The sequence below is a fragment of the Archangium lipolyticum genome (assembly GCF_024623785.1).
GTDB lineage: Bacteria > Myxococcota > Myxococcia > Myxococcales > Myxococcaceae > Archangium > Archangium lipolyticum.
Map to the genome: position 1 here is coordinate 47,827 of NZ_JANKBZ010000042.1, position 19,551 is coordinate 67,377.

A 19,551-nucleotide genomic window follows, 5' to 3' on the forward strand; every position below is an offset into this window, starting at 1 on the left:
CTCAGTAATTGAAGGCCACCGTGCCTCCGCAGCTGGTGTAGCCGTAGCAGCCGGCCTGCAGGGTGTACGTGCCCGACACCGGGACGACGATGGAGATGTTGGACAGCAGGCCGCACGGCCCGCCGGCATTATCGTTGCTGGCGATCTCCTTCCCGGTCGGGTTGTTGAGGCGCAGGTAGGTGTCGCCAGAGCCGGAAGAGCCCGGCACGCCGCAGGTGCCGGCCGTGAAGACCTGCCCGGCAAACAGGTGGAGCGAGTGGTTGAAAGTGTTGACCTTGGCGTTATCGGTGTTCGAGGCGCTGTAGGAGAAGCTGCCCCGGTTGACCGTGGGCACCGGATTCCGCTCGCAGATGAAGGAGAACGCATGGTTGCACGACCAGTCGTTCCAGGTATCGGAGTAGTAGTTGTAGGCTGGATCGCCGAGGCGATCGGCAGCGCAGTCCTCCGCGTTCTGCCAGTTGTCGGGCTGGCCAGGGTCCCAGTTCGTGTACGAGGACGAGCCGTTGGCCCAGACCCAAGCCCCCTCGATGCCCTTGTCGTTGAAGCCAATCCACCAGTTGTACGACCCCCGGGCGGCCTCCTGGGTCTGGAGGAAGGACTCCTCGGAGGCATCGTTGATGGTCACCAGTGAGTAGCCACCGGCGAGCTGGCAGTAGGTCTGCGCTTCGTCCCAGGTCTTGGGCGTGCTGACGAACAGGTAGTCGTGCCCGCCGTAGGAGATGGCGCTCTCGGTGACACCCACGTCCTCCATCGCGGCCCGCCTGGCCTCGGACTCCGCTTCCACCGGCTCCACACCGCAGCCGATGACCGGCACCGCCACGAGAACGAGCATGCCCAGCTTGGAGAACATCCCAGACAGATTCCGCTTCATGTTACCCCCCAGATGTCAGTGATGGGTTCGCCGGGGCCGTTCGTTTGGAATCACCGCCCCCGCGAGGAAAAGACGCGAGGGGGCTGGTTTGTTACCCGTGGCGTCCACCGTCGGCGGCGCGGGTAACAAATCCCTCCCTTCGCGTCTTGCCGGAGCGGGGAGGACACGCGGTCCTCCCCCTGGCTCCTTCGAACGAGACGATTGATGCGGCTCCTGGCTCCTCCACGGTCATGTGATCCCGAGGCCCACGAAGCACCCTCGATGAACGCGGCGCGCACTCTCGGTGAGGCCCGGCAACCGGACGTCCCCCCGTCGTGGGGCCAGACCGAGCCGGACGGACCCTCCCCAACAGGTGGGGCCCGTGTCATAAAGCTGCCTGTTCGTCCCCGTGAGCAGGACCCGGGGCGACGAAGGGGGCCACCACAGCCAATGGACAAGGCGAAGAGCGAGCAACGAGCCGGGGAGTTCGCCACGCGGTATCGAGCCTGGCTGCTTGCCCAGGCCCACAACCTCTGCCGCAATGCCACCGACGCGGAGGACCTCGTGCAGGACGCCCTGCTGCGATTCATCCAGACCTTCGGCCAGTTGGAGGCGCTCCCCAACGAGCGCAGCTGCGAGGCCTGGCTGGTCACCACCCTGACCCATCTCTTCTACGACCAGTGCCGCAGGCGGCGGGTGCAGGCCCAGGGCGCGAAGGATCCCCACCTGAGCAACGAGGTGGTGGTGGCGCATGAGCCCGACTCCCGGCCCGTCTATGACTCGCTCACGGACGCGCAGTTCTCCGAGGCCCTCCAGACGTTGAGCCCGAAGATTCGCGCCACGTTCGAGTTGCACGCGGCCGGGAAGAAATACCAGGACATCGCTCGTTCCCTCGGCATTCCGGTGGGCACGGTCTCCAAGCGGCTGCACGATGCCCGCGCCAGATTGCGCGAGTTCCTCCTGCGGCACATCCAATCCGGAGTGAACTGATGGACAGCCTCTGTGACAACGTCGAGCTGTTCGTGGACGGGGAGCTGGCTCCCGAACACGCCGAGGCGTTCCGCCAGCACCTTCCCGACTGCGCCCGGTGCCAGCGCGAGGTGACGGAGCTGCTGCAGCTCAAGCTCCTGGCACACCGCCACGCCGAGAACGCAGCCGAGAGCGCGCCGGCTCCATTATCGCGCGTCATGCCCGTGGCCTTCTGGCGGCGGCCCGTCGTGCTGGTGCCAGCCGCTCTCGCCGCGGCCCTGCTGGTGCTGGTGGCGGTGCGCTTCCTGCTGCCCTCCAGGCCCCGTCAGGACGTGTGGCTGGCGCAGCGCACCGAGCGCCTGCTGGAGGCGCGTCTCGGCCACCCCGGCGCCGACGTCTACCGTCCCCCGGCTCCGAAGATGATGGGCGGAGCGGGCAACCCGGAGGAGCTGCCGCTCGAGGCCATGGCCTGGCTCGAGCGGGAGGATCCCCACGGCCTCGCGGCGGCCTACCTGGTTCGCGACGACAAGGGGCTGGCGGATCAGGCGCTCCGGAAGCTGGAGAAGCTGGCGCACTCGCCGGAGCTGGACAACGACCGCGCGGTGGCGCTGCTGCTCAAGGGCCAGCCCAAGGAGGCCCTCCGTCTGGTGGACGACGTGCTGGAGCAGCACCCTCGTCATCCGCAGGCGCTGTGGAACCGGGGCCTGGCGCTGCGCGAGCTGGGGTTGCCGTTGCTGGCGGCAAAGGCCTTCACCGAGGTCGCCGCCTTGAAGGAGCCCGGCTGGTCCGATGAGGCGGCACGGAAGGCCGAGGCCCTCCAGCGCGCCGTGTTCGAGCGCCGCACCCGGTGGATGGCCACCCGGGAGGCGGGCCGGGCCCTTCGCGAGGCCACTCCGGGCGTGACGCCCCAGGGCTTCGGCGAGGTGCCCATCTCGCGGCTCTTCTTCTATGACGCCGTCCGCGCGGCCCCGGACCGGGAGCGGGTGCTGGCGCTGCTGCCCGTGGCCCGGGAGCTGGATGCGCGGGCGGGCGGTGACGTGCTCGAGCGCTACGTGCACCGGATCGCGGAGGCGGACTTCTCGCGCCGCGCCCCGTTCGCCCGCCAGTATTCGGAGTTGATCGACAAGCGCCTCTCTTCGGAGGAGCGGGAGCGCTTCCTCGCGGCGCTCCTCCAGTCGCGGGAGGATGACATCCTCCTGGGCGCGCTCATCCAGATGGGCGCCACCGCCCGCCACCTGGAGCTCTACGAGGCGAAGGCCGCCGCCACGGGGGACGTCTGGTTCCAGCTCCTCGCGGCGCAGGAGCGTGCAAGGGTCGAGAGCGCCGCCGGGCGCTGGACCCAGGCCACCCGGACCCTCCTCGCCGCGCGCGGCCTCTGCACGGCGCGCGGCGTCGAGTACCGCTGCCTCTGCATCGATCGCGAGCTGTCCAACCTCTACATCCAGCGCCGCATGGTCGACGCCGCGCGCACCCACACCGAGCGGAGCTGGAAGTCGGCTCGCGAGAACAACGAGTGGGAGCTGGAGAATGATCTGCTGTGGAACCTCTCGCGGATCGCCCGGGTGGTGAACGACGCGGCGCTGACGCGCGCCTACCTGGGGGAGTACCTCGAGCGGGGCCGGGAGGATCCGGACATGCGGCGCCGTGCCCACCAGGATCTCGCGAGCATCGCGTTCCGGGAGCTCCGGGTGGACGAGGCCCGGCGGGAGATCGATTCCGCGTTGGCCACGGGTCTTCCGCTCCTGTACGGCGGCGCCTTCTCCCTGGCGGACATCTCGCGGCTGAAGAGCGAGCCCGGGGACGAGGCCCACCTGAACCGGGCGCTGGATGCGGCCAGGCCCACGTTGGGCGCGGGCGAGCGCGCGGTCGCCACGCACATGCAGGGACGCTTCTACATCGAGCGTGACGCGGCGCGGGGGCGTGCCCTGCTCCAGCGCGCCATCGAGGAGGCATCGGCTCCGGGCCTCGAGGATGACCCGGGGGCGCGGCGGGCGCGCGCCTACAGCTACACCTCCCTTTTGCATGACGCGGGCCGGCGCGGCGCCTTCCCGGAAGCGCTGGAGCTGTTCGCGCGCGAGCGGGGCATGGAGCTGCCAGGGAAGTGTCTGCTGGCGGTCACCGCGGACTCGGAGCGGACGCTGCTCCTGGCGCGGGGCGCCTCCGGGGAGCTGCTCGGTCACTTCGACGAGTCCCGGCGCCAGCCGCTGCCCCAGCGGCTCGACGGGTTCGTGCCGGAGAAGCTCCTGGCGGCCCTGCGCACGTGCCCGCGGGTGGAGGTGCTGGCCCGGCCTCCGCTCCATGGCAGGGCGGGGCTGCTCCCGCCGGAGATGGCCTGGAGCTACCTGACGCGCACCTCTGCTCCCCGCGCCTCGCGTGTGGGGCCCGCGGTCCACCTCGTCGTCTTCGACGTGGACGCGGAGCTGCCACCCGAGAGCTCTCTCGAGCGGCTCAATGCCTGGACCCCCGTCTTCGGCCCCGACGAGCAGCGCGTCACGCTCTCGGGGACCGAGGCGACTCCTTCCCGGGTCCTCTCCGCCATGAGGGACGCCACGGAGATCGACCTGGTGGCCCACGGCATCGTCGATGGCTACTCCAACACCTCCTACCTATTGCTGGCGCCCGAGCAGGACGGCCCGGAGCTGAGCGTGCCGCGGGTGCGCTCCGCCTCCCTGCGGGGTGCTCCCTTCGTGGTGCTCGTGGCCTGCCACGCCGCCCACACGGCCTACTCGTTCGACACGCCTTTCAGCCTCCCGGCCTCCTTCATCGAGGCGGGGGCTCGCGGCGTGCTCGCGGCGACAGTGGAGATTCCGGACCTGGAGGCGGGAGCCTTCTTCAACGCCGTCCGCGAGCGCATCCGTTCGGGGACGGCGCCGGCCCTCGCGCTGCGTGACGAGCGCGTGCAGTGGCTGCGCGCCGGCCGGGGAACGGCGTGGCTCGACAGCGTGCTCCTCTTCGAGTGAGAGGAAAAAAAGAGGGTGAGGTAACAAACCGGGCCGGGGCCGTTCTTGTGCACGGGTGGAGCGAATCCACCCTTCCCAGCACAGGAGCCAGTCATGAGCCATCAGGAGCCGGTCCTCTACAACCTCAAGTTCTCCGTGGATTACCCCTACTGGCGCGGGGTCGAGGACCGCTCGCGGCGCGTCTTCCTCATGCCGTTGCCCAACCCCGCCGAGTTCGTGGCCTTCGGCGTGCTCGGCCCGTCCAACACGGTGCTCTTCGTGGCCAGGGGCCGGGTGGGCGAGCGCCTCGGGGACTTCCTGGAGCGGATGAAGCGGTCCGGGGCCGGCGTGGAGCTCTACGAGCGGGTGCCGCTGCCGTGGCCCCTCGTGAAGCGGTACACCTCCGACGACCCCTTCGATGGTGAGGAGACGGATCCGCCCAAGGGCTCGACCGACGCGGGGAGGATCTCCTACGCGGGGGGCTCGGGTCACTTGCTGTGGGAGGAGGTGCTGTCCGTGCCCATCTCCGACGAGCCCATCTGGCCCGCGCAGTACATCTCCTTGCGGAAGGTCTTCATCATGCCGCTGCCCGGCCATGAGGAATTCCTGGCCCTGGGCGTGTGCACCAGCGCCCCGGAACCGGGCGTGAACCTGTTCGTCTTCGTGGCCAGGGGCAATGTGGGCGAGCACCTCTATGGCTTCGTCGCCCGGTTGAGGGATGCCGGTATCTACGTGGGGCTCTGCGACTGGCCGCCGCTGGACTACCTGCAGCAGTACGTCAGGACGGCGCACCCCCAGGCCTTCGATGCGCGCTCGCTTCCGCCCGCCACCGGCGAGAGCACCCTCCGCACGAGCACACAGGAGGTCACTGCGCAGCACTGACCCGTGAGCCGCGACGGGATGGATTCACCGTGGAACGGAGGGGGAACCCATGACACTCGAGCTGCTGCTCGCTCATGACGATGAACGCCCGGCCGCGCCTGGCCAGGGATTGAAGGCGGAGACGCTCCAGCGCGCTCCACGGCCCCAGGCTGTCGAGCTGCCGGAAGACCTGTGGGACGCGACGAAGGATCCCAACGACCTGCCCGCCCAGCGCTGGGGACTGGTGGTCCCGGAGGGAAGCGATGGTGACAAGCTCCTGGCGCTCGTCGAGCCGCTGCGGCGGCTGCGCCAGGCGTCCCAGGGAGGTGCGCCGGTGGAGATCTACCGCGTCCCGTCCGTGATGGACGGCGCGTTCGCCGCGGAATGGAAGAGGGAGATCTTCCGCGACGAGAAGATGTCCGAGAAGAACCGCCCGCGCTACCTGCTGCTCCTGGGGGATCTGCACCAGGTGCCGCTGGAGCTGCAGCAGGCGCTGACCACCGATGCCTTCGTGGGGCGGCTGGCCTTCTCGTCGGACGCGGGCTACGAGGCCTATGTCGAGAAGGTGCTGCGGTGGGAGGACGCGGCCGCGCGAGAGGCGAGCGCGCGCATGCTCTTCTACACCTCGCGGGACCGCACCAGCGCGACGGAGATGGGGTACGAGATGCTGATCGCCCCGAGCGTCGAGGCCTGCCGGGAGCGCCAGCAGTTGGACGACTTCCCCGCGGCGGACATCCTCGAGCTGGGAGGGGAGGGGGCCGCGTCCATCGAGGAGCTCCTGTCCCACGCGGAGCGGCCCGGGCCGGGTGTGCTGTTCACGTTGAGCCACGGCAGGGGCCGGCCCTCGGGCGGCTGGGACAAGCCCGAGAAGCGGCTCGCGCACCAGGGAGAGCTGAAGCTGCCGGACGGGCGGTTCCTGTCGGCGGAGGCGCTCGCGTCTCGGCCCTTCCTGCCGGGTGGTGTCTGGTTCAGCTTCGCGTGCTTCAGCGCGGGGACGCCCTCGCGGAGCAGCTACACGCACTGGCTGCGCCAGCTCCCCCCGACCGACCCGAATGCGCGCAGGGGCTTCGAAGCGCTGCCCCAGCAGGGGGAGCAGCCCTTCATCGCCGCGCTGCCCAAGGCCGCGCTGGCCAACCCCAACGGGCCGTTGGCGGTGATGGGGCACGTGGACCTGGCCTGGTCCTACAGCTTCAACGACAAGGGCCGCCGTACGCCCTCGCGCTTCATCGAACTGCTGAGGGCGCTCGCCCAGGGGAGCCGCGCCGGTGTCGCCCTGAGCACCCTGCTGCAGTTCCTCAACGAGGCGAGCAGCGAGCTGGCGATGCTCTACAACCAGGAGCAGATGGATCTCATGGATGGGCGTCCATCCTCCGTGGATCCGGCGGACAAGGCCCGGCTGTGGATGCAGCGCCAGGATCTCGCCAACTACATCCTGCTGGGGGACCCCGCCATCCGGCTGCCACTGGCCTCCCGCCGGGTGGAGGTGGAGCCCGCCGTGCCGACGTCGGCCTGGGACGAGCAGGAAGCGCTGAAGCGGCTGCTGGGTCCCCAATTCAGGAGCACCCCCAGGTGAAGAGCCCCTCCCTGTTCCGGTGATGAACCCCGCCGCTGGCGCGCCCCCTTGGAGCGAGCCAGCGGCTTTCTTCCGTGGCTCAGGGCGAGCCGCTGATGTTCGGCGCCGTGTAGGTGGCCTTCGGGTCCACCTCGGCCGCGTAGGGGCTCGACCAGGTGTCCGAGAAGAAGCGCTCGAGCTGGCTCGCGAACGGCGCGCCCTCCACGATGACGCCCACGTTGCGGCTCTGCGTGAAGTAGTCACGCTCCCAGTTGCTCGTGCCGAGCCACGCATTCTCGCCATCCACCACCATGTACTTGGCGTGCACCACGCGCGCGAACGGGATGAACCCGCCCGACCACTGGGGAATGGTGACGAGCTTCACCGTCAGCCCCGGCGGCGCGTGCAGCGCCTGGAGTCCCTCGATGGTGCCCTTGCGCTTGCCCCAGTCGGCCACCAGCAGCTCCACCTTCACCCCGCGCGCCGAGGCCCGCTTCAGCGCCTCCTCCAACTCGGGGAAGGTGCTCCCGTCACGCCCGCGCGCCCGGTATGTGAGCAGCTGCACCCGCACCGAGCGCTTCGCCCCGTCGATGAGCTTCACCATCCTGGGCAGGTCCCACGTGCCCGGGTCCGGCAGCCAGCCCTGGGGGCTCAGCGCGGGCGTCACGCGCACCGGGCCTCCCGAGACGTTCGCGGGGAACGGACCGCCCACCGCCGTCACCGTGGCCGGCGCGGTGCCTCCCGCCGCGAGCCCCCAATCCAGCTCGAAGACATCGGCCAGCGAGCGCACCACCTCGGGGACGCGGATGCGCAGCCCGAGCTCCTGGATGTGCTCCAGCGAGCGCCAGTCCATGTTCTGGCTGCCGAGGTACGCCTCGCGCCCGTCCACCACGAAGTACTTCGCGTGCTGTACGCCGCCCATGGACTTCGCGGTGTCCAGCCTGCGCATCTCGATGCCCGGCCGCTTCGCCAGCCGCTCCAGCGTCTCCGGGTACGTCTTGTAGAACTTCTCCTCCGCGAGCAGCCGCACCTTCACGCCCCGGTCCGCCGCCGCCTCGATGGCCTGGATGACGGTCTCCAGCCGGCTGTTGGGCTCGTTGCTCACGTAGAACTGCGAGATGTCGAGCGTCCGCGTGGCGCCGTTCACCATCTCCGGCCACACGTCCCTGGCATCGGGGATGTCCGCGTGGTCCAGCGTCGTCTCCACGGGGACGCTCTCCACCAGCACCAGGTCAGGAGACCCGGCACGAGTGGACTCGGGAGCGGAGGCGCGCACGGCCGGAGCCGGCGCGGCGCACGCGAGGGACAGCAAGAGGGAAAGAAGGAAGACGCTCGACCGGGGCAGGGACATGGGAGGCACCGTATACGAAAACCAGAGGCCCCCCGCGATTGCTCGCGGAGGGCCCCGGATTCACAACGTGTCTGACTTTGACGCTAGTTGCGGAAGCGCAGCAGCAGCTCCGCCTGCAGCGGGCGGCTGCGGCCGGACACCAGGCCGTAGTCGCTGTTGGAGGGCGCCCAACGGTCGTAATAGAACGTCGGGTCGGTGTTGTTCAGCACGTTCACCACCATGAACGTCAGCTCCAGCTTGTTCGACATCTGGAACAGCCGGCCGATGTCGTAGCGCGCCTGGGCATCGAGGACGAACTGGTCCGGGTTGCGCAGCTCGGAGATGGTGGACGGGTCGTTGAAGTTCGGCGTGCCACGGTTGGTGGAGAAGCCGGTGCCGCGCGGCGAGCGGTACAGGGTGGTCCTGTCGGGGTACGACACCGACTGGTTCATCCACAGCGGCGTGCCCGTCAGGTAGCGGGCGCGGAAGCCGAAGTCGAGGCCGAAGCTGGTGCTGTAGTTGACCGAGCCCTTGAAGGTGTGGCGGATGTCGTCGGGCGTCGCGCCCTCGAACAGGTACTTCATGCGCGGGTTGGCGCCGTAGCCGTCGAAGTAGGTGTCCACGGTGCCGTTGTTGAAGCCCAGGGTGTAGCTGGCCAGCAGGTCCCACCCGCCGGTCCGGCCCTGCACCCACAGGTCCATGCCCTTGTAGTCACGCCAGGCGTCGTCCGGGTTGTGCACCAGCACCTGCGTGCCGGTCTTGGTGGGGTCCACGTAGCCCACCACGCGCGTACCGGAGGCGTCCCAGATCTGGTTCACCTCCTCGTCGACCCACAGGTTGTTGTAGCGGCGGTAGGTGACGTCCAGGCCCAGCACGGTGCCCTCGGTGATTTCGCGGTGCAGGCCCAGGCTCAGCTCGTCCACGCTGGGGGGCGTGTGCGTCTTGTCGAAGGTGCGGCGGGCGAGACCACCGGAGCGGGTGCAGTTGGTGTTGCTGGGGTCCAGCACCGTGTCCGGGGTGCACTCCACGAAGGCGCCGTTGACGACCTTGGCCGCCATCTGGATGGGCTCGGGGTTGGCGTGCTGCGCGACATACACATCACCCACCTCGTTGGAGCGGCCGTAGTGCGCCTTGAGCAGCGTCTTGCGGTCATTGGTGATGTCGTACGTCGCCGACAGGCGGGGACCGATGCCCACCAGGTTGGTGACGAACTGGTTGTTGTCCGCGTACATCCGGCCCACGTCCGCGCGCAGACCGGCCACCAGCGTCAGCTGGCGGTTGACGGTCCAGCGGTCCTGGAAGAAGGCGCCGAGCTGCGCCACCGAGGCGCTCGTGGTGAGCGGGCCCGGCTGGCCGTCCAGGTTGTAGTAGGTGGTGCGCGACTCGCAGCCGCCAGCGGCCACGTCGTCCGGGTTGCACACGCCGTTCCTGTCGAAGTAGCGCACGTTGCCGGTGTTGCCCACCTGCATGCGGCCCGTCAGGTAGCCGAGCTGCAGGCCGCCCTTCATCTGGTGCGCGCCCGCCTTGAAGAGGACGGTGGGGTCGAACTGGAAGCGCCACTTGTTCTCGTTGGAGTAGTTGCCCCAGGAGCCCGTGAGGAAGGAGTTGTTGCCCAGGTCGACGTGCGCGGGGACGTTCAGGTCGGCGTTCTGCGGCCCGATGAACGCGCGCTTGTTGGTGGCGCCCGTCTGGAGCTGGAAGAGGACGTCCTGGCTGATGTTGCGGTCGTAGTTGGCGATGATGAAGGTGCCGCCGCGGTCGATGCGCGACTCCGCCTCGAGAGAGGTCGTCGCCCTGGAGGAGTTGTTGCCGATGACGTTGTCATCCATGCTGAAGGCCACGGACAGACGGTCCTTGTCCGTGGGCTGCCAGGTGAGCTTGAGCCGGCCCATGCGGGTGTTGGTGTCCTTGGGGCGGTTCTCCTGGACGCCATTGACGGTGAGCGGCGTCTCCTGGTTGCTGATGTTCCACTGACCGCTGACGTAGAACCACAGCCGGTCCTTGATGATGGGACCGCCGAAGGCCAGCATCGGCGAGTAGAAGTCGGTCTCCGACTGCGGGGTGCTGCTCTGCAGGAAGCCGCCCGTCGACGGGGTCTGGTTGGTGGCGGAGCTCGCCTTGGCGTTGCTCCAGGCCGGCGACAGGATGATGGTGGCGTCGTAGGTGAACTTGTTGGAGCCGCTCTTGGTGACGACGTTCTCCACCATGCCCAGCGCGTTGTACTGCGCATCCAGGCCGCCGGTGATGACCTCGAAGTTCTCCACCGCGTAGAAGTTCATCGGCGAGGTGATGGAGCCGTCGGACACGTCCGTGGTGTCCATGCCGTCCACGTAGAACTTGCCGTAGCGCGACAGACCACCGCGGCTGCTCGGGGCGTTGCCCGGGCCCACGCCGGCCACCAGCTGCGGAATGGCCTGCACCTGGGTGAAGACGGGGATGGACGCCACCTTCTCCGAGGTGACGACGGCGCCCGTCTGCGCCGAGTCGGGGTTGATGATGGGGTTGACCTTCTCGACGATCTCATAGGTGGCCACCGCCTGCGTCTCGGTGAGCACCTCCAGCTTCACGTCCACGGGGGTCGTCTGACCCAGGCGGATGATGATGCCGGTCTTCTTGATGGGGGTGAAACCCTCCACCTTCACCTCGAGGGCATAGCCCTCGCCCGGGGGAAGCTGGGTGAACTCGAAGCGGCCGTCCTCGCCGCTGGTGCGGGAGATGGGCTGCTGGAGCGCGGGGCCGCTGATGGTGAGGGGCACCTCGGACAGCGGGGTGCCGGTGGGGTCGTACACGTAGCCGGAGACGCGGCCGTAGTTCTCGCCCGCGGCGAGCGCGGACAGTGGCAGGACGGTGAGCGCCAGCAGCGCCAGCAGCAGGCCCCGGCCACGGAGCAGGGTGGTAGTGGTCATGAATGAAGTCTCGGGGGAAGAGGAGGGGCTCACTGCGGGCTGCTCGCCAGGAACATCACGCCGGAGAGGGTCTTGACCGTCGTCATGTCGATCGCGTCCGCGGCGCACGGCGGGTCGTAGCAGAGGCTGGTGTAGTTGGTGCCCGCGGGCGGGACGAGCTCATACACGCGCACCACCGGAGACCACTTCTCCCCGCCGGGCCGGGCCTGGAACACGAACCTGGAGTTGTACACCGGGGCCTTGTCGGCGGCGGCGGCCTTCAGCCACACGGCGTCCATCGTCTTGAAGTTGCCGGCCTCGTCCACCGTCACCGCGCCACTGTCGAAGTAGGCGAGCTGCAGGCCGCGGTACCACCCGGACTTCAGCTCGGCCGGGGGCGGGTAGGGGGCATACGTCGTGTCGATGATGGCGCGGAAGGCGAAGGACTCGCCCTCGGCCTCCTTGCCACCGAAGTCACCCTCCTTGAGGGAGGTGAGGTCCTTGATGGCGTTGCAGGGCTGCTGCGGCATCTCCGACCAGGACTTCACCTTCACCAGCGGCACCACCAGCGCGCTCGTGTTGGTGAAGGGCAGTCCGTCGAACACGGAGTACTGCGTGTCCTCGCGGTACGCGTCCGTGCGGACGTCGTACTCCTTGCCCGTCTTGCACCCTTCCGCGAAGTCATACGCGGTGATCTTCACCGCGCTGGCCGGCACCGCCGGGCGCTGCTGGGCGTCCTTGGAGAGGTTCTTGTCATCCTTGGCGATGAAGCCCAGGTAGAAGTAGGAGAACTCCGTTCCGCCGCTGTAGGCCTTCTGCACCGCGAAGGGGCACTTGTCCCGCTTGTTGGAGCCGCAGGTGGCGTGGGGCTGGAACTTCGAGTCGAGTCCGCTGGCGTCGATGGTGCCCCGATACGGATCACCCGGCTGAGCCGAGCCGCCACAGGACACGGCACCCAACGCCATCATCAGCGTCAGTGCCCATTTCTGCTTCGTTTGCACGAGGAGCCTCTCTGGGGAGAGTGGGGGAGATGGTGGGGGCCTCGACATGGGCGTTCTGGAGTGAACGCGCGCCGCTGCCGGGACGGCCATGTATCAACACTTGAGGTTTTTTTCCAACCGGGCACCCATTTTCACTTGGATTTCACATCCTGACCGGGGGGGTAGGGGAGACAGGGCGCCGGAGTGTGGTATGAGAGGGGGACCCTCAGCCCCCATACCCCATGTTCGCGCAGCAGACCGCTTCTCAGTCTTCCCACCTGTTCGGTCCTACCCTGTTTTCCGTGGTAGTCCACGTTGGCGTGATCGGGGTGCTTTTTCTCATCACGAGGCCCCAGGAGAAGCCCGTGGAGGAGAAGGAGGTGGCCGTGTCGCTGATGCGATCACTGCCGCCCCCGCCGCCGCCTCCGCCGCCCGCGGGTGTGCGCTCCGTGGTGCAGCGCAAGCCCACCCCTCGCAAGGAGGTGGTGATTCGCCAGCCGGAGAAGATCCAGCCGATCATCGAGGAGAAGCCCAAGGAGCCCGAGCCCGAGCCCACTCCCGAGCCGGAGCCCGAGGCCGAGCCGGCCGCGGAGGAGAGTCCGGCCGGAGTCGAGGGCGGCGTGCAGGGAGGAGTCGAGGGCGGCGTGGTGGGGGGAGTGATTGGAGGCGTGGTGGGAGGGCAGCTCGGCGGTCAGCTCGGGGGCACGGGTGAGGAGCCGGTGAAGCCGAAGAACGTGCCGCCCTTCGTCATCCAGCGTGACGTGGTGCGCCAGACGCCTCCGCGCCTGTCCGAGGTCTTCAAGCAGTCGCGCCGTGGCCAGGGCACGCTCAACGGCATGTACCGCATCTGCGTGTCCACGGACGGCAACGTCTACGAAGTGACGGCGGTGAAGTCCGTGCCCGGCGCGGACGAGGACATCATCGCGGGCATCAAGGAGGGCTGGCAGTACAAGCCCCAGAAGGTGCCCGTGTGCTTCCTCTACAACATCCCCATCACCATCCAGTGAGGGGGGCGCGCGTCTAGCGGCCCTTGAGGTAGCGGCCCGACTGCTTGTCGATGAGCTCCAGGCCCGCCCGGGCCTCGCGGCACTCGGGCAGGAGCTGGAGGGCGCGCTCGAAGCTCTCGCGCGCGCGATCGAAGAAGCGGGTGCTGAGGTACTGGTGGCCCCGGCTCACCAGCTCCATGGCCTGGTTGCGAGGTGTGGGGGACGCCTTGGCGGCCTTGGAGAACAGGTCGAGCGCCTTGGCGTAGTCCGCGGACTCCAGCGCGAGCATGCCCAGCTTGTAGAGCTGGAGCGCCATGGCGGCGGGCAGGGGGCCTCCGCGCGGAGTGGGCATGGCCGGGGTCTTCACCTCGGCCGGAGTCGCGGGACGCGGGGCGACGGGCACGCCGTGCACGGGCGTGAAGGCGGGGCCAGGACGGGGTGACGACACCGGCACGGGTGCCGGGGGAGCCGCTTTCGCGCGGGCCAGCTTCTCGCTCCACTCGCGGCGCTTGTCGGGGTGGGACAGCACCTCGAAGGCCTTCTTCGCGCTCAGGAAGGTCTCCAGCGCCTGGGCCTTCTCCGCCTCCGACTTCATCCGGAGCCGGTCCGGGTGGGACTTCGCGGCGATGGCCAGGAAGGCCTTGCGGATGGCGGGCAGGTCCTCCGTGCCCTGGAGCCCGAGCACCTCGAAGGGATTCTTGTCGTGGAGGGACGAGGGGTCCTGGGACATGGGGAAACCCTCTCAGGGCGAGCTGGCGGTGGGAGGGCGCAGCGTCGCCTCGGCCTTGCGGCCGGTGGCGGGCTCGCGCGCGGTGACCTGGAGGAGGCCATCCGCGTCGATGGTGAAGTCCACCGCCACCCGCACGGTGCCGGCTGGCGCGGCGGGCAGCCCCGCCAGTTGCAGCTCCCCGAGGTAGCGGTTGCCTTCCACGGTGGGCGCCTCGCCCTGGTACACCTCGATGTCCACGTGGGTCTGGTGGTCGGAGGTGGTGGCGAACACCTTCGTCTCGCGCGTGGGGATGGTGGTGTTGCGGGGGATGAGGACGCTGAAGCGGCCGCCCTCGGTGCGGATGCCCAGGCTGCGCGAGAGCACGTCCAGCAGCAGCACCTTGGGCTCCTCGGGCGAGGTGCCGGCGACGATGTCCGCCTCCAGGGCGGCGCCGATGGCCACGGCCTCGTCGGGGTTGACGGAGCGCTCGCCGGGACGGCCCAGGTACTTCTCCGCGCGCGCGCGCACCGCGGGCATGCGCGTCATGCCGCCCACCAGGATGGCGCGGTGGATGTCCTCCACCTTCAGGCCCGCGTCCTGGAGGGCCTGTTCGCAGGGCGCGCGCAGCCTGTCCAGCTCCCGGGCCACCAGGTTCTCCAGGAGGGTGCGCGAGAAGGAGGGGATGGACAGGTGCAGGGGCCCCTCGGGGAGGGCGGCGAGGAAGGCCAGCTCGATGGACGTCTGATCCATCTCGGAGAGGGTGCGCTTGGTGGCCTCGGCGGCCTCCTTCAAGCGCCAGAGGGCCTCGGGGTTGCCCGTCAGGTCCATTCCGGTCTGCTTGAGGAAGATGCGGCGCAGGGCGTCCACCACCAGCTCGTCGACGTTGTCTCCGCCCAGGAAGTTGTCGCCGCAGGTGGCGAGCACCTGCACCACCTCGCCCTCCACGTGCAGCAGGGAGATGTCGAAGGTGCCGCCGCCCAGGTCGAACACGGCGATGTTCTCCGGCTGGGACTCGTCGAAGCGGCAGGCGAGCATGGCCGCGGTGGGCTCGTTGAGCAGCCGGTGCACGGTGAGCCCGGCGCGCTGGCCGGCGTTCTTCGTCTCCTGGCGCTGCACCTCGTCGAAGTAGGCGGGCACGGTGATGACGGCGCCGTCCACGCTCTGGCCGAGCTGCGCCTCGGCGCTCTCCTTGAGGTAGCGCAGCACGTGGCTGGACACCTCGGCCGGCGTCATCACCTGGCCGTGCACGCGCACCGCGGCGTTGCCGGAGGGGTCCGCCACCACCTCGTAGGGCAGCAGCTTCATGATCTTCTGCACCGCTGGATCCGAGAAGCGCCGGCCGATGAGCCGCTTCACGCTGAAGACGGTGTCCCGGGGGTGGAGCACGGCCTGGCGGCGGGCCGCGCTGCCCACCGTCACCTTGCCCGAGGCATCGAAGCCGACGACAGAGGGGGTAGTGCGCTCCCCCTCGCGGTTGGTCAGGACGCGGGCCTGCCCCGTGGCCGGATCGACCATGGCCATGCAGCTGTTCGTCGTGCCCAGGTCGATTCCGAGAACGATTCCCATACGCCCCGTCCCTCCTGGCCCTCCTCTAGGCCGCCGCCAGGAGCCCTACCTCGGTGAAGAGCAGCGCCACGCGGCGCAGGGCTACTTCATCCTCCGGACGCTTGAGTTCCGCAAGCGCGGAGGTCAGGGTATTTCCGGGCTTGTTGAGCAGTGATGCCGCGCGCAGCTCGGAGGCCGAGAGCGCCAGGTCGCTGGCGGCCACCGGCGCGTCCAGGTTGCGGAAGAGGGGCTTGTGGCGCAGGGGCTCCTGCTCGCGCACCAGCCGCTCCAGCGGGTAGTGCGCGCGCAGGCCCTCGTTGAGCAGCGCGAGTCCGCCCAGCCGCTCCTCGGAGCCGTCGGTGATGGGGGCCTCGTGCTCGAAGAAGGCGTAGCGGCCCCGTGTCCAGCCCAGCAGGCCGAGCGCCACGGTGCGCCGGTGCTCGCGCGACCACTCGGCCAGCTCCGCCGGGGAGAGGACCCGCGAGGCGAGCAGTGCGTCCATCAGCCGGCCGGAGAAGGGGCGCGTGCTCTCCACCGCCCGATGCCACTGCTCCGCCGTCAGCTTTCCCGTGTTGAGGAGGAAGGGGCCGAAGCGGTCCGCGGCCACGCTCGAGCGCACCGCGATGACCTGGCCCGCCTTGAGGAAGAGCTCCTTGTGGGCGTGGTTGTCGGCGAAGTGGAGCCGGCCGGTGGCCTTGGACAGCATGAGCCGCGCCATCACCCGGAGCGCGGGCGCCAGGGTCAGGTTCCCGGCGTAGCGGGGCGGGGGAGCCTTGGTGAGCCGGGCCTCGAGGCGCTCCTGGGCCGAGGCCGCCGCGGCGCTGAAGCGGGGGAATGCCGAGGGCGGCAGGAAGGGTCCTCCGGCCTGTGACACCTGTGCCTTCGGAGACAACTTCCCGGCGGCGAAGAGGAGCTGCACGTCGTCCTCGCCCAGCTTCGAGAGGGCGAGGCCTCCCCCCGGCTCGCGGACCGCGAACGTGGGCGCGGTGGACGGGGCCACCGCGGCGGGGGCCTCCTGCGTCAGCAGCTCCTGGGGGATGGGCGGCTGCACCGGGGGCGTGCGCACCTCGGGCTCGTAGGTGTTGGCCATCAGCGCGGCCAGGTCGCGCTGCGACACGCGCAGGCCAGCGGAGAGCAGGAACTCATCGAGCGCGTCGAGCGCGTCGGCGGCCGTCTGGAAGCGCTCGTCCGGGTTGGCGAGGATGCACCGGTTGACCACCGCGCACAGCGGCTCCGGCAGGAAGGGGGACGCGTCCTGCAACCGCAGCGGCCGCGCCTTGAGCGCCACCGTCTGCTTGAGCACGTCCATCATCGGGCCGGGCTTGAAGGCGGGCCGGCGCGCCAGCATCTCGTAGAGGGTGATGCCCAGGGCGAAGATGTCGCCGCGCCCGTCCGCCTTCTTCCGGGCGAGCTGCTCGGGGGGGATGTAGCCCGGCTTGCCACGCACGTTGTTCGTGGTGTCCGCGTTGCCCACCAGCGCCACGCCGAAGTCGAGCAGCTTCACCTCCCCCTCGAAGGACAGGAGGATGTTGGTGGGGTTGACGTCGCGGTGCACCAGGTGGAGCGGCTCGCCGGCCGCCGAGCGCGCCCGGTGCGCGTAGTCCAGCCCCTTGAGCACCTCCATGGCGATGTAGCAGGCCACGTGCACGGGGATGCCCTGTCCCCGCGTCGACACGCGCCGCAGCAGGTCATGCAGGTCGCGCCCATGGATGAACTCCATGGCGATGAAGTACTCGCCCCGCTGCTCTCCGAAGTCGAAGATTTGAGCGATGTTCATGTGCTGGAGGAGCGCCGACAGCCGCGCCTCCTCGATGAACATCTTCACCGCGGACTCCTGCTGGATGGCCTCCGGGAGCACGCGCTTGACCACCACGGGCTTGGCGAAGCCGCCCGCGCCGAGCGCCACGCCCCGGAAGATGTCCGCCATGCCACCGCGTCCCAGGTGGCTGAGCAGCACATAGCGCCCGAAGCGCGCGGGCAGTGTGGTGTCCCCCGACGGCGCCATGCTCATTTCTTACCGGGTCCGCCGAGGTCTTTCTCCTCGACGAGCATGTCGTTGAACATGTCCTCGCTGATGACGAGCGTGCCGGGGCGTCCCACCACCTTCTGGGCCATGCCCGGAAGAGGGGCCGGCGTCTTGGTGGGGGGCGGAGGCGCGACCCGCGCGCTCGCCTTGGGCATGGCGGACAGCGGCGCCACGGGAGGCACCAGCGGGACGGGGGGCAGGGCGGGCACGGGAGGCGGGGGCGCCGGCGGCGGCGCCTCGAGCGCATCGAGCGGGCCCAGCATGATCTCCATGCTCGGAGAGCGGGTTTCGGGCGCCAGGGGCTCCACGGAGATGGGCGGCGGGGTGTACGGCGTGTTCTCGACGCTCTCGCCCAGCGTCTCCAGCAGGCTGTCGGCCAGCTGCATGGTGCTGTTGCCGAACATCGTCGCGGCCCCCCGGGGTTTCGGGCTCTCGGCGGACCGGGCCCTGGCCGGCGCTGGAGCCTGAGCCGGGGCCTTGCTGGAGGCGCCGAGGGAGACGACGTTGACGGGCGCCGGGACGGGCTTGGGCGCGGTGGGCGTGGACGGGGTGGAGGCCGCCGCCGAGTCCCCGGTGAGCAGGACGATCATCCTGCGCAGATCCTCGACGGTCTGCTCCTTGGCCGTGAGCGACTGCTCGCGGGCCGCCAGCTCCTTCTCGAGCTCGGCCACCCGGTGGGCGAGCCGATCCCTCTCGGCGCGCAGCTTCGGCAGCCCTTCGCTCTCGGCGCGCAGCCGCTGCAACTCCTCCTGCTGCGCGGCCGATGGGCCCGAGCCGCCCGTCCGTCCTCCCACCTGCTCACGCAGGGTCTCCAGCTCGCGCAGCCACATCCGCTTTTCCTCGCGGGCGATGGCCTCCTGCTCGCGCTGCTCCTCGTCGCGGCGCGACAGCCCGTTGCGCAGCTGCTCGCCGAGCCCGCCGAGCCCGGAGATGAGCTCCTTGAGCCCGCGGCTGGCCCGCTCCAGTCGCTTGACGTTCTGGCCCTGGTCCTCGATGCGATCGTTCAGCCTGGACAGCACGGTCGGCGGCGTCTCACGGGCCCCCGTCGCCTTGCGCAGCTCGTCGCGCTGCGTCTCCAGCCGGTTGAGCTCCTGCGTCGCCTGGCGCAACAGGGGGAACACCCACTCGGCGATGCTCTCGGCCTGTCGCCCCAGCTCGATGCAGCCCTGCCTCGCACCCTGGAGGTCCGCCGAGGCGTCCGCGGATGACCCCATGCTGGTTGCGTTCCTCATCACGCTCCTCCGCTCCCTCCTCGATGCGTGCCGTCGTCGAACCGCGCGCCAGGGGCATGATACCCCACCCACCCCTCCCGGGCGTCATGGGTCCGTGGGCCTGGCCGTCAGAGGACCAGCCTGCTGGATTGCTGTCATTTCACCTGTGAATGAGACGCTGGCACACCAAGCGTGCGTGACGGCGCCGCCGCGGTCCGGGAGGACGGGGGCATGTCGGGCCTCAGGGACAGGGGCGGGTAGGGCTCGAAGGACTCCAGCGCCAGCTGACCGAGGTCCACGTTGGTTTCTGGCAGCCGCTCGATGTCCTCGGCGAACCAGGGCACGTCGGCATGGGGGGTGGGGGCCGGCGTGGGCGTCGGCGGACGCGCTGGGGCGGGGGTGGAGGGCGCGGTCCCTGGCTCGGGCTCGGGCTCGTAGTCGATGTCCCGCTGCGAGAGCTCCACCGTGATGGTGTGCGCGGGCGCCACTGGAGCGGGCTCCGCTTCCACGCGCCGGGGGCCGGGGACCTCCACCATGGGCCGGCGGCGGGGCCTCGCCACTCCCGGACCGTCGGCGGTGGGGGCCGGGATGGGGGGCGCCGATGGCTCCACGGGACGCACACTCACCTGCAAGGCGGCACCACAGCCCCCACAACGTATCACCTGGGTACCCTGGCTCACGGCGGGCAACACCGTCGCGCAACGTGGG

14 protein-coding genes are annotated in these 19,551 nt (G+C 69.7%); 5 read left to right on the forward strand and 9 right to left on the reverse strand.

The genetic code is table 11. From position 1 onward, the window contains the following. Position 1: 1 nt before the first annotated feature. Entirely contained in the window at positions 2 to 871 is an 870-nt protein-coding gene (locus NR810_RS46735) for a C-type lectin domain-containing protein (protein WP_257462221.1), read from the reverse strand. 429 nt (positions 872 to 1,300) lie between these two features. On the opposite strand from NR810_RS46735, the gene NR810_RS46740 reads away from it, so the two are divergent. The 4 genes from NR810_RS46740 (at position 1,301) to NR810_RS46755 (ending at position 7,192) form a co-directional block, all read left to right on the forward strand. Then, complete coding sequence (locus NR810_RS46740; RefSeq protein WP_257462223.1) at positions 1,301 to 1,840, forward strand: RNA polymerase sigma factor; 540 nt, start codon at positions 1,301 to 1,303, stop codon at positions 1,838 to 1,840. Next, positions 1,840 to 4,779, forward strand: a complete 2,940-nt coding sequence (locus NR810_RS46745) for a CHAT domain-containing protein (protein WP_257462225.1) — start codon at positions 1,840 to 1,842, stop codon at positions 4,777 to 4,779. The genes NR810_RS46740 and NR810_RS46745 overlap by 1 nt, the downstream gene beginning before the upstream one ends. A gap of 93 nt (positions 4,780 to 4,872) precedes the next feature. Then, positions 4,873 to 5,640, forward strand: coding sequence for a hypothetical protein (locus tag NR810_RS46750; protein ID WP_257462226.1), 768 nt, complete (start codon positions 4,873 to 4,875; stop codon positions 5,638 to 5,640). 49 nt (positions 5,641 to 5,689) lie between these two features. Further along, the gene (locus NR810_RS46755; RefSeq protein WP_257462227.1) at positions 5,690 to 7,192 is read left to right on the forward strand and encodes a hypothetical protein; all 1,503 of its coding nucleotides are present in this window, start codon (positions 5,690 to 5,692) and stop codon (positions 7,190 to 7,192) included. A gap of 79 nt (positions 7,193 to 7,271) precedes the next feature. Here the strand turns inward: NR810_RS46755 and NR810_RS46760 are convergent, their stop codons facing one another. The 3 genes from NR810_RS46760 to NR810_RS46770 form a co-directional block, all read right to left on the reverse strand. After that, on the reverse strand, positions 7,272 to 8,522 hold the full coding sequence (locus tag NR810_RS46760; protein WP_257462228.1) for a phospholipase D-like domain-containing protein: 1,251 nt from the start codon (positions 8,520 to 8,522) through the stop codon (positions 7,272 to 7,274). 83 nt (positions 8,523 to 8,605) lie between these two features. Next, the gene (locus NR810_RS46765; protein WP_257462229.1) at positions 8,606 to 11,407 is read right to left on the reverse strand and encodes a TonB-dependent receptor; all 2,802 of its coding nucleotides are present in this window, start codon (positions 11,405 to 11,407) and stop codon (positions 8,606 to 8,608) included. A 29-nt stretch (positions 11,408 to 11,436) separates the two neighbouring features. Beyond that, positions 11,437 to 12,387 (reverse strand): hypothetical protein, encoded by a 951-nt coding sequence (locus tag NR810_RS46770; RefSeq protein WP_257462230.1) that lies wholly within the window; start codon positions 12,385 to 12,387, stop codon positions 11,437 to 11,439. A 344-nt stretch (positions 12,388 to 12,731) separates the two neighbouring features. On the opposite strand from NR810_RS46770, the gene NR810_RS46775 reads away from it, so the two are divergent. Then, positions 12,732 to 13,373, forward strand: coding sequence for a PaxA (locus NR810_RS46775; protein ID WP_257462231.1), 642 nt, complete (start codon positions 12,732 to 12,734; stop codon positions 13,371 to 13,373). A gap of 13 nt (positions 13,374 to 13,386) precedes the next feature. Here NR810_RS46775 and NR810_RS46780 read toward each other — a convergent pair whose 3' ends face one another. The 5 genes from NR810_RS46780 to NR810_RS46800 form a co-directional block, all read right to left on the reverse strand. Further along, positions 13,387 to 14,082, reverse strand: a complete 696-nt coding sequence (locus tag NR810_RS46780; protein WP_257462232.1) for a J domain-containing protein — start codon at positions 14,080 to 14,082, stop codon at positions 13,387 to 13,389. Between the two features lie 12 nt (positions 14,083 to 14,094). Next, entirely contained in the window at positions 14,095 to 15,627 is a 1,533-nt protein-coding gene (locus NR810_RS46785; RefSeq protein WP_257462233.1) for an Hsp70 family protein, read from the reverse strand. A 25-nt stretch (positions 15,628 to 15,652) separates the two neighbouring features. Then, positions 15,653 to 17,611, reverse strand: coding sequence for a serine/threonine protein kinase (locus NR810_RS46790; RefSeq protein WP_257462234.1), 1,959 nt, complete (start codon positions 17,609 to 17,611; stop codon positions 15,653 to 15,655). A gap of 2 nt (positions 17,612 to 17,613) precedes the next feature. Beyond that, a complete protein-coding gene (locus NR810_RS46795; protein ID WP_257462235.1) occupies positions 17,614 to 18,864 on the reverse strand; it encodes a hypothetical protein in 1,251 nt (416 codons plus the stop codon). Positions 18,865 to 18,998: 134 nt separating this feature from the next. Then, the gene (locus NR810_RS46800; protein WP_257462236.1) at positions 18,999 to 19,523 is read right to left on the reverse strand and encodes a hypothetical protein; all 525 of its coding nucleotides are present in this window, start codon (positions 19,521 to 19,523) and stop codon (positions 18,999 to 19,001) included. Positions 19,524 to 19,551 lie beyond the last annotated feature (28 nt).